Annotated in this window: 7 protein-coding genes; 2 read left to right on the top strand and 5 right to left on the bottom strand. The window is 67.9% G+C overall.

The genetic code is table 11. The annotated features are described in order from the left end of the window. Positions 1-95: 95 nt before the first annotated feature. The 5 genes from ACFXGN_RS00750 to ACFXGN_RS00730 all read right to left on the bottom strand — a co-directional run bounded on the left by ACFXGN_RS00750 (position 96) and on the right by ACFXGN_RS00730 (position 8391). On the bottom strand, positions 96-539 hold the full coding sequence (locus ACFXGN_RS00750) for a DUF6278 family protein (protein ID WP_384851593.1): 444 nt from the start codon (positions 537-539) through the stop codon (positions 96-98). Between the two features lie 171 nt (positions 540-710). Then, the gene (locus ACFXGN_RS00745; protein ID WP_384851591.1) at positions 711-1490 is read right to left on the bottom strand and encodes an exodeoxyribonuclease III; all 780 of its coding nucleotides are present in this window, start codon (positions 1488-1490) and stop codon (positions 711-713) included. A 66-nt stretch (positions 1491-1556) separates the two neighbouring features. Further along, entirely contained in the window at positions 1557-2216 is a 660-nt protein-coding gene (locus ACFXGN_RS00740; RefSeq protein WP_384851589.1) for an MBL fold metallo-hydrolase, read from the bottom strand. A 10-nt stretch (positions 2217-2226) separates the two neighbouring features. Continuing rightward, positions 2227-3474 carry an alpha/beta fold hydrolase gene (locus tag ACFXGN_RS00735; RefSeq protein WP_384851588.1) on the bottom strand — a complete coding sequence of 416 codons (1248 nt, stop codon included), beginning with the start codon at positions 3472-3474 and terminating at the stop codon, positions 2227-2229. A 486-nt stretch (positions 3475-3960) separates the two neighbouring features. Continuing rightward, positions 3961-8391, bottom strand: coding sequence for an FG-GAP-like repeat-containing protein (locus ACFXGN_RS00730; RefSeq protein WP_384851586.1), 4431 nt, complete (start codon positions 8389-8391; stop codon positions 3961-3963). Positions 8392-8857: 466 nt separating this feature from the next. Here ACFXGN_RS00730 and ACFXGN_RS00725 point away from each other — a divergent pair, with 466 nt between their 5' ends. Both ACFXGN_RS00725 and ACFXGN_RS00720 read left to right on the top strand, forming a co-directional pair. Beyond that, positions 8858-15574 carry an RHS repeat-associated core domain-containing protein gene (locus ACFXGN_RS00725; protein ID WP_384851584.1) on the top strand — a complete coding sequence of 2239 codons (6717 nt, stop codon included), beginning with the start codon at positions 8858-8860 and terminating at the stop codon, positions 15572-15574. Continuing rightward, positions 15574-15852, top strand: coding sequence for a DUF6959 family protein (locus ACFXGN_RS00720; protein WP_384851582.1), 279 nt, complete (start codon positions 15574-15576; stop codon positions 15850-15852). The genes ACFXGN_RS00725 and ACFXGN_RS00720 overlap by 1 nt, the downstream gene beginning before the upstream one ends. Positions 15853-15976 lie beyond the last annotated feature (124 nt).

Genomic DNA, 15976 nt, shown 5'->3' with positions numbered 1-15976 from the left:
CTATCCACCGGAAAAGGGACTTCACGCCCGACACGCATGAAACCGCAATAAGCCGTATTTACTGCGGAAGGGTGGCGGGGGCTGGGCCGAGGGGATCAGTGCTCGGCGGCCTCCGCGTACACCTGGGAGAGTTCGGGCGAGCCGGTCATCGCCCAGTCGAGTCCCGCCTCGACGACCTGGATCTCCCGCCCGGAGACCAGGCGCACCACCGGTCCCGAGTCCGGCCACACGTGCCAGCGGGCACCCGGCACGTTCCGTACGATCACCGTGCCGAGGTAGAGCCCCGCGTCGTTCCCCACCCAGGGCAGTTCCTCGGGGTCGTCGCGCCAGCGGGGCGGCAGCTGGTCCAGCTCCTGGAGGGAGCGCGGGGTGTCGTCGAGGGCCACCCCGGACCGGTCCGCGCGGGCGCGCAGCAGCTCGCACTCGGCGAGCAGTTCGCCCACGCCCCCGGGGTCGCGGTCGAGGGCCTCGGCCAGCGGGGAGGGGACCGGCGCGGGCTCGCGCCGCTTGAGCCAGTTGTCCAGGAACGGGATGTTCATCGCAACAGCGTCGCACCGACGCCCGCCGGTCGACGACCCGGCACGCGGGGACCGGCACGGCCGCCGGACCGCGCGTCCCGCCGCGCGGCCGGGACCGGGGCGGGCGCGCGGCGGGCCTGGGGCGGGCCGGGGTGGCCTGAGGTGGGCCTGAGGTGGGCCGGGGCCCGGGGCCTACACGTCGAGGTCGACCACGACGGGCGCGTGGTCGGAGGCTCCCTTGCCCTTGCGCTCCTCGCGGTCCACATAGCTGTCGCCGACCGCCTCGGTGAAGGACTTGTTGCCGTAGACGAGGTCGATGCGCATCCCCTTGTTCTTCGGGAACGAGAGCTGGCGGTAGTCCCAGTACGTGTACGGGCGGTCGTACTTGAGGGGGCGCGGCACCACGTCGGAGAGGCCCGCGGCGCGCAGCTCGGCGAGCGCCGCCCGCTCCGGCTCCGTGACGTGCGTGGCGCCCTCGAAGTCGGTGACGTCCCAGACGTCGTCGTCGGTGGGCGCGATGTTGTAGTCGCCGAGGACCGCGAAGGGCCGCTCGCCCGCCGCGTCCGGCCCGACGGCCGTGCGCAGCGCGTCCAGCCAGCGCAGCTTGTACGCGTAGTGGTCGTGGCCGACCTCCCGGCCGTTCGGCACGTAGACCGACCAGACGCGGACCGGGCCGCAGGTCGCGGAGATCGCCCGGGGCTCCTCCGTGCCGTCGTACTCCGGGCCGCCGGGCAGACCGGTGACGACATCGGCGAGGCCGACGCGGGAGACCAGCGCCACGCCGTTCCACCGGCCCGTGGCGTTGACCGCGGACTCGTAGCCGAGGGCGCGCAGCTCCTCGGTGGGGAACTGCTCGGCGGTGCACTTGGTCTCCTGGACGCACAGCACGTCGGTGCCGGTGCTCTCCAGCCAGGCGAGGAGTCGGGGAAGCCGGGCGGTGATGGAATTGACGTTCCAGGTGGCGATGCGCATGGGCGCAAGCCTACGTGCGGGGTCCGACAATCGCCGTCGCGGCGGGCCCCGGCGCCCCGGGGCCGGTCAGTCCCCGGCGGGCGTGCCGGGGACGAGGACCTCGGCGGAGGTCCCGGGGGCGAGCCGCTGGTGGTCGGTGCCGCCGAGGTCGCCGATCTGCCGGTCGTAGAGGGGCCGGGCGAGGTCGGTCAGCAGGGCGTCGTGGATGTCGTACGCCCTTCGCGGACGGACCTCGCGGACGTAGTCGATGACCTCGGAGATCTTGTTCCACGGCGCCATGACGGGCAGGAGCAGGGTGTCGACGGGCTGCTCGGGCACGGTGAGCGCGTCGCCGGGGTGGAAGACGGCGCCGTCCACGAGGAAGCCCACGTTGGTGACGCGGGGGATGTCCGGGTGGATCACGGCGTGCAGTTCGCCGTGCACCCGCACGTCGAAGCCCGCCGCCGTGAACGCGTCGCCGTGCCCCACCGTGTGCACCCGGCCGGGGAAGGCGCCCGCGAGCTGCTCGGCGACGCTCCGCAGCGTCCACAGCTCGACGGCCGGACCGGCCTCCAGGGCGGCCCTCAGCCGCCCCTCGTCGAAGTGGTCGGGGTGCTCGTGGGTGACGAGCAGGGCGTCGGCGCCGAGGACGGCGTCCTCCTCGGTGAAGACGCCCGGGTCGAGGACGAGCGTCCGCCCGTCCTTCTCCAGGCGGACGCAGGCGTGGGACTTCTTCGTCAGCTTCACCCTGTCCAGCCTACGCCGGGGGCCTGGTCTCCTCCTCGACGGCGCGGGCGACGACCCGCAGCGCGGTCTCGGCGGCCGGGAACCCGCAGTACACGCCCGCGTGGAGGACGATCTCGCGCAGTTCGGCGGCGGACAGGCCGTTGCGGAGGGCCGCGCGGGTGTGGTCGGCGAGGGCCTCGCGGTGGCCGCCCGCGACGAGCGCGGTGAGGGTGACGACGCTGCGGGTGCGCCGGTCGAGGGCGTCGCGGCTCCACACCTCGCCCCAGGCGTACCGGGTGAGGAGGTCCTGGAGGTCTCCGTCGGGGTCGTCGGCCAGCGCCCGGTCCACATGGGCGTCGCCGAGGACCTCGCGGCGCAGGGCGAGCCCCCGCTCGTACGGGTCGGGCCGCCCCTTCTCCGCCGGTTCCGCGACCGGGGCGGGCTCGGCCACGGGGACGGCGGGCAGCGGCGGCAGGGTCAGCGGCCCGCTGGTGTCGGGCGCGGTGCCCGCCAGGTGCTCCAGCAGCAGGTCGGTCACGGCGGCGGGCTGCTCGACGGGGGCGAGGTGCGAGGCGCCGGGGACGACGGCGAGCCGGGCGTCGGGGATGCCCGCGACCAGGGTGCGGGCCTCGGCGGGACCGGTGACCTGGTCCTCGGAGCCGACGAGGACGAGGACGGGCACGCCGATCCGGTCCAGGGCCGCCCGGACGTCGAAGACGGCGAGGGCCTCGCAGGCGGCGACGTAACAGGCGGGGTCGGTGGTGCGCACCATCTGGACGGCCCAGTCCACGATGGCGGGCTGCGCACCGGCGAAGACCGGGGTGAACCACTGCTCGGGGGCGGTCCGGGCCATCGGCTCCAGGCCGTTGGCCCGGACGACGACCCCGCGCTGGCGGAACTCGTCGGCGGTGCCGAACCGGGGCGAGGCGGCGACCAGGGCGAGGGAGGCGATCCGGTGGGGTGCGCGCAGGGCGAGGTCGAGGCCGACGGCCCCGCCGAGGGAGCAGCCCGCGTATCCGAAGCGCTGGACGCCGAGGGTGTCGAGGGTGGCGAGCAGCCGGTCGCCGAGGTCGGCGACGGAGCTGAAGGGCTGGGTGGGGGCCCCGCCGTGCCCGGGAAGGTCGAACCGGACGACCCGCCAGTCCTTGGTGAGTTCGGGGATCTGCCGGTCCCACATGTGGAAGGTGGTGCCCAGGGAGGGCCCGAGGACCAGGACGGGAGCGTCGTCGCGTCCGTCCACGCGGTATTGGAGGGTGGTGTTCGTCGGTGTCTCACTCACCCTTTTACGCTCCCACATCCGCAGCCCGCGCAGGGATGGGGGGTGGGAACGTGGGTGACCTTCTTGCCGTCGGACGGGTGCCGGACCGGGTTCCGCTCGGCAGAGTAACCGGCCGGGGTCACCGAAGCCGCACACGCCCTTCAACGCGCGGAAGCAGTGATCGAAAGGAAGGCTCTCCTGCATCAGGACAAGGAATCGGCGACGGTCGAGCTCGGCCAGGGGCATCTCTGAAGGGGATACGGGCATGCGGGCGGGGTACGTGTGCGACGGCCGGGCACCTGCCCGGCGAGCGCCACAGGGACAGCTCCCCCGGACACTGCCCGGCGGCCGTCCCATGACTGCCCGCGGTACCGCGGACGAACCCCTCGTGCCCCGAGCCGAAGGGCCTTCCCGAGCGGAACAAGTTGGTCCGGCAAGCCAGGTCGCCCCCGTCCTGCGGTCTGCAGGACGGGGGCGACGCATCACGCGGACACCGTAGGAGGCATGTCAGAGTTGTTTCTCGAAGAGCGTGACACGGTTGAAGTCCCAGTTCCCCGGTGTGGCGGACCAACTGGCGACGGGGCCTTCGAATCTGTTGGCCGCGTTCGTCAGCCAGGTGAACATCTTCACCGCACCGGCGTCCGGAGCGGCGGCGTAGCCGTACAGGCCGGCGAACTCGTCCTTTCCATCTCCGTTGTAGTCGCCGGTGACGAGCTTGAGGTTGCCACGGTGCATGAAGTTCGCGGCACCGGTCCATGCCGGGTAAGCGCTGCTCAAACCTCCGCTCGCCGTGCTCGTCCAGATGTGGAGTCCGTCGGTGCCATCCACGTAGTCGTACCAGGCGGCCACGTCGTCCTGCCCGTCACCGTTGAAGTCTCCCGCATGGAACGTGGTGCGATTCCAGTCACCCCAGTTGGTGGAGTTCCACCTGTCGACGGGCACGAAGACGTTGTTCGCCATGGCGGAGAAAATGCGGATCTTCTCGCCGCCGTCAGCGAGGTGGTAGAAGGTCGCGAGGTCGTCGCGCCCGTCACGGTTGAAATCGCCGCTGACGGTCTTCGCCCGTGACTGCTCCCAGCCGATGATCCCGCGCCAGGACGTCACTGGATTGTTGAACGTTCCGGTGACAGTGGAAGTGAAGGTGAAAAGGCTGTCAGTCGTGTCCGAATAGTCGTACCAGACCGCGATGTCGTCACGTCCGTCGCCATTGAAATCCCCGCTGTAGGGGGTCATGTTCTTGGCGTACCAGCGGCCAGGATCAGCCGTCCACGATCGCACCGCGTTGCCGAACGTGCCGTCGCCCTTTCCCAGCCAGGTGAAGAGGGAGGCACGTCCGTCGTTGTACCCGTAGATGCTGGCGAGGTCGCCCACGCCATCACCGTTGAAGTCCCCGGTGACACGCTTCATGTCCGCCGCGTCGAAGTGGCCGATGGGTGCTGACCAGCCCGCGCGGGGAGACGCGAACATTCCGTCCGAGTCGGTGGCGAGGGTGTGGATCTCGTCGTGGCCGTCGCTGTAGTCGTACCAGTTCGCGATGTCGCTGCGGCCGTCACGGTTGTGGTCGTGACGGACGGAGGTGCCGCTGGACCACAGGGAGTGGCTCTTGTCGTTGTAGACAGTGAGGTCGCCGGAGTCTTTGAGGATCGCGAAGCCTTCTCCAGGGTTGGTGGCTCCAGTGACCGTCGTGTCGCACTTCGGCGCATCCGTGCTGGATGCTTCACAGAGGGCGATGTTGCCGTTGTCCTGAACCCGCGCAAAGGCACCGTTGGGACCGGCTGCGCTGATCCAGACCTTTTTCCCGGCCTTGTTGGTGATGGCAAGCCTGTTGTCGGTGCCCATGGTCAGGGTCGATGCCTGGGCGGTGATGGAGTGGCCGGAGGGGATCACGGTCTTGGGCGCGAGGCGGATGCCGCCGGTGATGCCGTCGATGACGTAAGGGGTGTCGAAACCGGTGAGACTGGTAGGTGTGCCCTTGCCGCGCATGCCGACCATGGTGTTGTCGGCCTTGCGGGCCCACAGGTCGATGATTCCGTCGCCGTCGGTGACGCCGTCGCCGGAGCCGTCGCCGTCGAGGTCGCCGGAAGTACCGATCTGCGGGTAGAGGGACATCTTCAGACCACTGGCGATCTTCACCGGGTTACGTCCCCAGGTGGCGAAGTTCGCCTTCGCCGGGTTGCCGGGGTCAGCGGTGGCGTGGGAGCGGAAGACGTCCCCGGTGGCATCCTCCCGTAGGAGCAGGTCGGGGAGCTTGTCGCCGTTGATGTCACCGGTAGAGACGATCGTGTACTTGTTCCACTGCGAGGCCGCGTCCCCGATCGGTATGATGCCGCCGCCGAGACCGCCTAGCACCTCGGTCCGGGCGCCTCGGTAGAACCACAGTTTGTCCGCCTGCTTGACCAGGACATCGGGCTTGGTGTCGGCGTCGAAGTCTCCGCCGATGATCTGGTCGGCCTGGGCCCAGTGCCTGTTGCTGTCGTTGGACGTCCGCAGGGTCTTGGGGCCTCCGTCCGTGTTGACGAGTCCGGAGCCGTTGTTCCTGTAGACCTGGAGGTCCTTCGCGCCGTTCTGGTTGGGGTTGGGAACGAGGGCCAGAAGGTCGTTGTAGCCGTCCTGCTGCCAGTCCCCCGTCATGACGACCTGCTGCCCGGGAAAGAGAGCTCCGCCGGACGCGGCGTTCATGGTGGAGAACACCCGGTCGCCGTGGCCGGTGTAGGCGATCAGGGTCCCGTTGCTGTCGGGGCTCCACATGTCACGGAACCAGTCACCGTTGACGTCGTTGGGTTCGTCCCGCTCCTGGTCCCTGTTGGCGTAGTAGAGGTAGGTCGCGGTGTCGGACCGGTTACCGGCCGCGTCGACGCTGTACGCGTAGACCATGTGCGGGCCGTAGGACGGAACCACCACCAGACCGGAGTAGACGCCGTTGGAGGGCGCCACCTCGTTGACGTCCGGGTCGGTGTCGGTCCACCAGAAGATCTTCTTGATATCCGGCTCGACCGGCAGGAACGTGAACGTCACCTTCTGGCGGGCGCTGCCCGTCCGGCTCGGCCACCCCGCGTCGCCCGGGGGGAAAAGCGGTGTGCCGTTGCCGAGGACGGGGGAGACGATCACCGGGGGCTTCTTGGGTCGCTGTCGGTCCACTTTGAAGGCGCACGGGGCGCCCTTCCAGGCGGAGTCCGCTTTGTCGGAGTCCAGGGTGCGAACCCTCCAGGTGTAACTGACGCCGTCGCCACCGGGGGTCTGGGCCACTGGCACGGACAGGGTCGCGACCCTGCCGTTGAGCGCGGGCACCGACTTGGCCAGTACGCGGCTGGTGGTACCGGCCTTGTTCTCGTAGAGCTCGAACTCGGCGGTGAGGTTGCCCTTGTCCTCGTCCGTGATAGTGGCGTACAAGCCGACGGTCACGTTGCCGAGGGTCCCGCCGCTCGCACACGGGGTGACGGGGCTGGTGCCGAGCTTGCTCGGGAGGTCCGGAGATGTGTTGTAGACGGTCTCCAGGACGACGGTCTTCGGGTCGAACTTCTTCCAGCCGAAGGTGTCGGTCTCATCGGCGTAGAGGCCGAAAGTGACGTTCTCCGCGCCCGCGGCAGCCCTGCTCTTCACCCAGCTGGTGGCATCGAAATCCAGTCCCCCGGCAGGACACGCCGAGTTTCCCGACGGAGGCACCCAGCCCTTGGAGTCATTGACCGTGAACAGGGGTGAGCCCGTCAGCTTGCCCGGCTGGTTGTTCCAGTTGGTCCTGGAGTTGATCCCACCGGTGGGGTACAGATATACCGGACGGTCCTGGCATGACCACGACCAGGTGTTCTTCACCCGGAACGTCGCCGACTTCACCTCCGTGCCCTTCAGATGCGACACATCGAGCTGGAAGAACGAGCGCGAGACACGGTTCGACCCGCCGGTCTGCGACTCGTAACCCACCCGGACGGGATCCTTGGAGTTCCAGAACGACTGGCCCGGGTATGCCTTGTAGACCCGGGTCCAGCTCCACTTCTGCCGGTCGCCGTAACTCCAGCTCGGGTCGATGTACACCGGGTAGGTGGTGTCGGCTCCCGTCAGCAGTTCCTGGTCCGGGGTGATCGTGAGCGTGTCCGCCGTCAGCTCCGTCGGCATCACCGCGTCCTGCGCGCCCAGACCCGGGTCGAACGCGCTCCCGTCCTCCGTGGTCCTGTCCGCTCCCGCGGAACCGGCGGTCTTCGCCGCAGGCACGCCCGCCTGTCCGCCGGCCGCCTTCGTGGAGTCCCACATCATCGGCGCCGAGCTGGAGAAGACGACCTGGCCTCCCGGGTCCGCCGCCGCCAGGCTCCCCGTCTCCGCATCCTTCGACACCGTCAAGCCGTCGGTCTGGAGGCCGAACTGCAGACGGGTCAGATCAGGGTTCTGCGCGGCCTGCTGGGTCTTGACCACGAAGACCTGCGAGAAGCCCTCGACCTCCGCCTTCAGCTGGAGGTCGACACCCGACAGCACCTCGGCGTACGTGGCGACGTTGCCGTCGAGGGTGGGCCTGGGCAGCACGGTCGGCCAGGTCAGCGAAAGCGAACGGCCGTTCATCGACCCCTGGATCAGCGGCGCGGTGCCGCCCCCGGAGAACTTCACCGCGACGCTGGTCGCCCTGGTGACCACCGATCCGTCCGCGGCGAACTGCAGCGTCGGGTCCGTAGCGATCCAGTCCCCGTCACGCCACAGTCGCACGGGCGTCCCGTGCTCGGTGACCTTGAACGACCCGTCGGGCTGGGCCCACGTGTCGGAGCTCTCGCTCCGCCGGGATACCACTTCGTAGGGCTGGCCCGTCGTAGCGGCCCGCTGGAGCGCGTAGTCCTCCTCGCTCAATGACCCGTCGGCGACGGGATCGGTGACGGACGCCGGGCTCACGACCACCCCTGGCGGCGCTTGCGGCGTGAGGGCGGTGGCGGGCACGGCCGCCATGATCGAGGTGATCATGGCACCGGCCACCACGTTGGGTATCAGACGGCCCCCCCGAGGCTGCCCGAAAGACGATCTCTTTGTCATGGACACTACTGAAAGTCCTCCCCAAATGCGCGTCCTGATTCGAGCATGCTGCCGCTATCCGACCGACATGACGAGTCCGAATCGGGGCGACTCTACAGGTCGAAGCAGCCTCCATCTCCGGGAATTTTACGCATTAAAAGTGGACAACAAGGAATTCTCATGAAGAGCCGGTTCATCCGACCTGACTCTCTCTGAACTGGGCCTCTGCAAGTCAGCTAGCCGACAGCAATGAACCGACGAGTCAGAACCCCGGGAAACCGGACACATTCGACGAGAAATCCTAGAGACGTCTCCTCGGACCCTTGATACAGTCCACCGGTTTTACCTGTCTTTTAAGGGGTGGGAGTAAGTGGGTAATTTCCGAACCAGAGGGTGGGCCGCGGCTTTGTCCGCGGTGATGGCAGTGGGACTGCTGCCGTCCACCTCATTCGCACTAGCGGGTCAGGGCCCGGCCGTCAGCGCTTCGCTGCCGGGCCTGAAGCAGCCGAAACCCGTACCGGTCGAGCCGGTCCAGGCGGGGGGACCCAAGCGTCCGGACATCGGACGGGTCAAGGCCACGGCCCACACCGCCTGGCCGACGCCCGGTACGCGGACGGTCGGCGTCTCGGTGCGGGACGCCTCGGGCCGGACCGCTGGGACGGGGGACCGGCTCCCCGTGTCGGTGTACGCCGTTCCCGAGGCCGGGTCCAAGGCATCCCGGTCGCAGGGTGACGGGAAGTCGTCGGCGCTGGGCAGAGCCCAGATCTCGGTGAAGTCCCGTGCGACGGCGGAGCAGGCCGGGGTGGACGGTCCGCTGTTCACGGTCGGCAGGGCCGACGCGGTAGTTGTCGCGGGCCAGGCGGATGTCAGCCTCGACTACTCGGCGTTCAAGGACACCTACGGCGGTGACTGGGCGGCGCGACTCGGTCTGGTCCAGCTGCCCTCCTGTGTGCTGACGACTCCCGAGAAGCCGGGGTGCCGGACCGCGAAGCCGCTGAAGACGGTCAACGACACGAAGGGCCGCACCCTCAGCGCCGTCGCGCCGGTTCCCGCAGGTGTCTCCGGAGCGTCCCGGGCCGCGGCGGGTGTGACGGTGCTGGCCGCGACGGCTGGCGCCTCGGGAACGAGTGGTTCGTTCGCGGCGACTTCGCTGGAGCCGTCGGGCGCCTGGAGCGCGGGCGGTTCCACGGGCGGCTTCACCTGGAGCTACCCGGTGAGCACGCCCACCGTCCCAGGCGGTCTCAAGCCCGGTGTGACGCTCGGCTACAGCTCCCAGGCCGTCGACGGCCGCACCTCCGCCTCCAACAACCAGGCCGGCTGGATCGGTGACGGCTGGGGCTACGAGCCCGGCTACATCGAGCGCCGGTACAAGTCCTGCGAGGACGACAAGAGCGGTGGCACCAACACCACCAAGGTCGGCGACCAGTGCTGGTACAGCAACAACGCCACCCTCTCGCTCGGCGGCAAGACGACCGAGCTCGTCTTCGACACGGCCAAGGGCTGGCACCCGACGTCCGACGGCGGTGAGAAGGTCGAGAAGCTCAGCGGCGTCGACAACGGCGACGCGGGCACGGGCAGTGTGGCGGGCGCGGGCGAGCACTGGAAGGTGACCACGCTCGACGGCACCCAGTACTTCTTCGGCAAGCACAAGCTCCCCGGGTGGGCCACGGGCAACGCCGTGACCAACTCCACGCTGACCGCCCCTGTCTTCGGCAACCACACCAACGAGCCCTGCGCCACCTCCTCCTTCGCCACCTCGTGGTGCCAGCAGGCATGGCGCTGGAACCTCGACTACGTCGTGGACCCGAACGGCAACGCGATGGCCTACTTCTGGAAGAAGGAGACCAACAACTACGGCCGCAACGTCAACGCGACCACCGGGGCCTCGACGAAGACGCCGTACGACCGGGGCGGCTACCTGGAGCGCATCGAGTACGGTCTGCGCGACAGCGCGCCGTACGCGGCCAAGGCCATGGGCAAGGTGACGTTCACCTCCAAGGAACGCTGCGAGAAGAACTGCACCTTCGACGTGTCCAACGCCCTCAACTGGCCGGACACCCCGCTCGACCTGTACTGCAAGGACACGGCGACGGAGTGCAAGGGGCTGTACTCGCCGAGCTTCTGGTCGAGCATGAGGCTCACCGGGATCTCGACGCAGGTCCTCACCGCCGGTGCCTACGTGGATGTCGACTCCTGGCAGCTGACCCAGACCTTCCCCCCCTCGGGCGACGGCATCTCCACCCCCATGTGGCTGCAGTCGGTCAAGCGCACCGCCAAGGAGGGCGCCACGGTCGCGGATGTCCCGGCGATCACCTTCGTCCCGGTGCAATTGCCCAACCGCGTCGACGGCCTGAAGGACGGCCTGGCCCCGTTCATCCGCATGAGGATGTCGCAGATCGTCACGGAGTCCGGCGGCGCCATCGGTGTCGACTACCACACCCCGGACTGCACCACGACCTCCCTCCCGCCGACCGACGACACCAACGGCACTCGCTGCTACACGGTGAAGACGATCATCAGCAGCCCGACGCCCGAGCACGACTGGTTCAACACCTACCCGGTCAAGCGGGTCACGGAGAGCGACAACATCTCCGCCACTCCCGACACCGTCACCGAGTACACCTACGTCGGCGGCGCAGAGTGGGCCAAGAGCGAGGACGAGTTCACCAAGGCGGAGAACCTCACCTACGCTCTTCCCCGCGGCTACCACCTCGTCCAGACCCGCACCGGCGCGGGCTTCGACAAGAAGACCCTGACCGAGGCACGGTACTTCCGCGGCATCGACGGCGCCCAGGTCAAGAACTCCGCAGGCATCGCCGTCACCGACCGCGAGCAGTTCGCCGGCATGTTGCGCGAGACCGCCACGTACGACAACGACGGCGGACCGCTCGTCAGCGCCTCCTCGTACCTTCCCTGGCGCTCGGCCGTCACGGCGACTCGCACACGTACCGGACTGACCGCCCTAGAGGCGTACATGACGGGCACGCAGACGGAGGAGACCCGGGTAAAGGTCACCGGTGGTGAGCGCACCACCCGGACCGTCAAGGGCTTCGACTCCTACGGTCTGGTGACGACGCTCTCCGAGGAAGGCGACGTCGACAAGCCGGGTGACGAGAAGTGCACGACCACGACCTACGCCCGCACCGGCACCTCGGCGATCCTGGACAAGGTGTCCCGGAGCGAGACCGTCGCCGTGGCCTGTGGCGAGACCGTGGCGCGTCCCGCGGACGTGATCGACGACGTCCGCACCCACTACGACGGTCTGGCCCTGCACACGGCCCCCACCAAGGGCCTCGTCACCAAGTCGGAGCGGATCAACGGCACCGGCGACGGCTACGAGGTGACCTCCTCCACGCCGAGCACCTGCGGTACCGGGGGCACCCAGCTCTGCTACGACATCTACGGTCGTCAGCTCGCCTCGGCCGACGCCTACGGCAAGGTGAGCCGTAGCAGCTTCACCCCCGCCACCGGAGAGGTCCCGACCGGGAGCGTCCTCACCAACGCGCTCAGTCACACGGTCACCACCGTGCTCTCGCCGCGGCGCGGCCTGCCCACCAAGGTCACCGACGCCAACGGGAAGGTCACGACGACCTCCTACGACCCGCTGGGGCGGGTCACCAAGGCGTGGCTGCCGTCCCGGCCCCAGGCGACCTACCCCACGTCGCCCAACTTCCAGTACGACTACCTCCTCCGCAACAACGGGCCGGTCATCACCACGGTGAAGACCCTCACCCACGACAACCAGTACCGCACCAGCTACTCCTTCCAGGACGGCCTGCTGCGCGCGCTGCAGAGCCAGGAGGAGTCCCCCGACCGGGCCGGCCGCCTGATCACCGAGATCTTCTACAACACCCGCGGCGAGGCGGTCACCAACTCCGGAACGTACTTCGCCACCGGCGCCGCCGAACCGGTCCAGGCGACCGGCAAGGAGACGCAGTACCCGTCCTCCACCCAGACCGAGTTCGACGGCCTCGGACGGCCCACGGCGGTGATCGCCAAGCGCTACACCGACGAGGAGAAGCGGACCACCACCACCTACAGCGGTGACGCCACCACGGTCGTCCCGCCGGCCGGGGGCATCGCCACCACGACCGTGGTCGACGCGCTCAACCGGACCATCGAACTCAAGCAGTACACGAACGCGGCCCGCACCACCTCCCAGAGCACCGACTTCACCTACGACGCCAAGGGCCGGCTGAAGAAGGTCGTGGACCCCTCCGGCGCTGAGTGGACGTACCAGTACGACATCCGCGGCCGCCAGACCACCGCCGTCGATCCCGACAAGGGCAAGACCGTCACGACGTACGACAAGGGCGACCGCCCCACGGACGTCCAGGACGCGCGTCTGATCACGCTCCACACCGAGTACGACGTCCTCGGACGCCCCACCTCCCTGAGCAAGGGCACCAAGACCCTCGCTTCCTGGAGCTACGACCCGGCCGGGGCCAAGGGCCAGCTGTGGAAGGCCACCCGCAACGACGACGCGGGCAACGCCTGGGTCACCGAGACCACCGGCTACAACAACGCCTACCAGCCCACGATCACCAGATTCACCGTCCCGGACTCCGAGGAAGGCCTGAAGGGCACGTACGAGTGGTTCACCTCGTACAACGACAACACCGGTCAGGTCCTCGACATCGAGCACCCGAAGCTGGCCGACCTGCCCCATGAGATGGTCAGCAACGGCTACACCGCAGTCACCGGCCTCCTGGACACGGTCGGCACCATGACCGAGACCAGCAGCGCCCCTCTCGTGTCGGACATGACCTACGACCACTACGGCCGCCCGATCCGCACGGAGTACGGCGAGTTCGGCCGCCACGTGTGGACCACCACGCAGTACGACGAGCACACCGGTCAGGTCACCAACGCGTTCACCGACCGCGACACCGCGCCCCAGCGCGTCGAGGACAACTCCTACACCTACGACCCCGCCGGCAACATCAAGCGCGTCACCACCGGAAACGGTCAGGACACGGCCCGCACCACGGACACCCAGTGCTTCACCCTGGACACCCTGCGTCGCATCACCGAAGCCTGGACCAACACCGGCACCGCCTGCGCCACCGCCCCGTCCGCCAGCGTGGTCGGCGGACCGGACGCCTACTGGACCAGCTACACCTACGACGCCGTCGGCAACCGTGACACCGAGGTCCAGCACAAGACCCCGTCAGGACCGACCGCGGACATCACCCGCGACTACGCCGCCCCGGCGGCTGGCAAGCACAACCTGCCCTCGGTGACCCAGACCGGCCCCGCCCCGCGCACCGACACCTACACCTACGACGCGGCCGGCAACACCGAGACCCGCAAGATCGGCACCACCGACCTGGAGACACTGGTCTGGAACGACGAGGGACACCTCAAGTCCAGCACCAAGGTCACCGACACCACCAGCTACCTCTACGACACCACCGGCCAGCGCCTCCTGCGCGAGGACTCCACCGGCACCACCCTCTACCTTCCCGGGGGCAACGAACTCCACCGGGACAAGAGCGGCACGGTCACCGGAACCCGCTACTACGGCGGCGTGGCCATGTACAAGGGAGGCAAGCTCACCTTCCTCCTGAACGACCACCACGGCACCGGCACCACCCAGATCACCAACGACGCCACCCAGGCGATCACCCGCCGCAAGACCACCATCTTCGGCGGACCGCGCGGCACCCAGCCGACGAACTGGATCGGCGACAAGGGCTTCGTCGGCGGCACCAAGGACCCCGACACCGCCCTCACCCACCTGGGCGCCCGCGAGTACGACCCCGCCATCGGCCGGTTCATCAGCGTCGACCCGATCCTCGACCTGAACGACCCCCAGCAGTCCCAGGGTTACAGCTACGGCAACAACAACCCCGTCTCCTTCAGCGACCCGACGGGCCTCCGTCCCGACGGCCCGGTCGGCGGCGCCGACTACAACGACAAGCGGGAGACGACCGGCGACGGGGCCTACAACGAGCGCACCGAAGGAAGCAGCTGGTTCCTCGACTACCACGGCGGCTGGAGCTACCGCTGGCGGCAGAACAACGTCACCTTCAAGTCATCGCAGACCATCTGGTCGGACCGCGCCACGTCCAAGGGACGCGGTAAGTCGACGCAGATGAAGTTCGTGGCAAACCCGCCCCCGCCGGTGACCTTCTACAGCCGGTACATCGGACCGGTCATCGGTGCGGCCATCCTCCCCGACACCGAGGCGTGGTCCGACTGCTTCGGTGACGGAGCCGCCTCGCAATGTGCCTGGGCCGCGACTGACATCCCCTTCCTCAAGCCGTTCAAGGGCCTCAAGCTCCTCAAGGGGCTGAAGGGCGGCGAGAAGATAGAGGACGCCGCCGAGGTCGCGGGCAAGACATGCCTGACCGGGAAGCACAGCTTCCTCCCTGGCACCAAGGTCCTGCTCGCCGACGGATCGTCCAAGAACATAGAGGACGTCACCGAAGGCGACGTGGTCCTGGCGACGGACCCGGACACCGGGGAGACACAGGGCCAGAAGGTCCTCAAGGTCATCCGCACGGAGGAGGACAAGGACTTCACCGAACTCACGGTGAAGACCACGACGGGAAGCACGAAGCTCGTCGCGACGGACACCCACCCCTTCTGGTCGGCGAACCTGAAGAAGTGGATCGACGCGGGCGACATCGAGCCGGGCACAATGCTCCGCACGTCGGACGGATCGGCCGTCGAGGTTGCTGCAGTCCGCCACTACACGAAGCAGCAGCGGACCTTCGACCTGACGGTCAATCGCATCCACACGTACTATGTCCTCGCGGGCGAGATGCCAGTACTGGTTCACAATTCAACCCCTTGCGAGCCGACTGTCGGGGGTGGCGCCGACCTGTCGAATCTCAGCGGGTCGGAAATTTCCCGCATCCAGAATGCGGCAAACCGAATAGGAAAGCCTATATCGGTTGTAGGAAGTCGCACCTTGGGGCCAATTTCAGAATCGAACCCCAAGGGGGTGGGTCATCTGTCTGATTGGGATTTCGTAATCACCGACGTAAAAAGTCGAACGAAGCACTCCGTTTCAAGCTCACTCCCGAAGGCTGACATCACACTGGGCGTGGGCCGACAGCAGGACATATTCACTGGCCTGCTTGACACAACGAGGCCACACATCACCTTCTACCCTCAAGGTAACTAATGACCGAAAGAGAAACTTCGGCCACAGTTCTGGCCACTTCCGGAAACTACGCCGTAATCCAGCTGAATGATCGCCGATATCCAGCTCTATCCATCCAAGGAGACTCCCTGAAGATCCTTCAGGAAACCATCGAAGAGCTGGCGGAGGACCTCAGGATGAAGGATCTGGCAGGGGCAGATCTATCTCTTCGAGAGGTCCGTTCAGTAGTTTCAGACATGCTGTCATCCTATGAATCAGCGGCAGCTGACAAGGGTTTTGAACTGCCCTACACTCGCTAGGATCAAGAAATTCGAAGTGGTGGGGGGGGGGGGGGGGGGCGGGGGGCGCGGGGGCGACCCACGAACCACGCGAACAGGCCGTCGCATGAGATTACAACAAAAAAATGATTCACACAACCACAAA

Source organism: Streptomyces sp. NPDC059247 (assembly GCF_042754005.1).
In the GTDB taxonomy this organism is placed as follows: Bacteria; Actinomycetota; Actinomycetes; order Streptomycetales; family Streptomycetaceae; genus Streptomyces.
The sequence above is the reverse complement of the archived record's forward strand: the minus strand, read 5'-3'. Positions and strand labels throughout refer to the sequence as shown.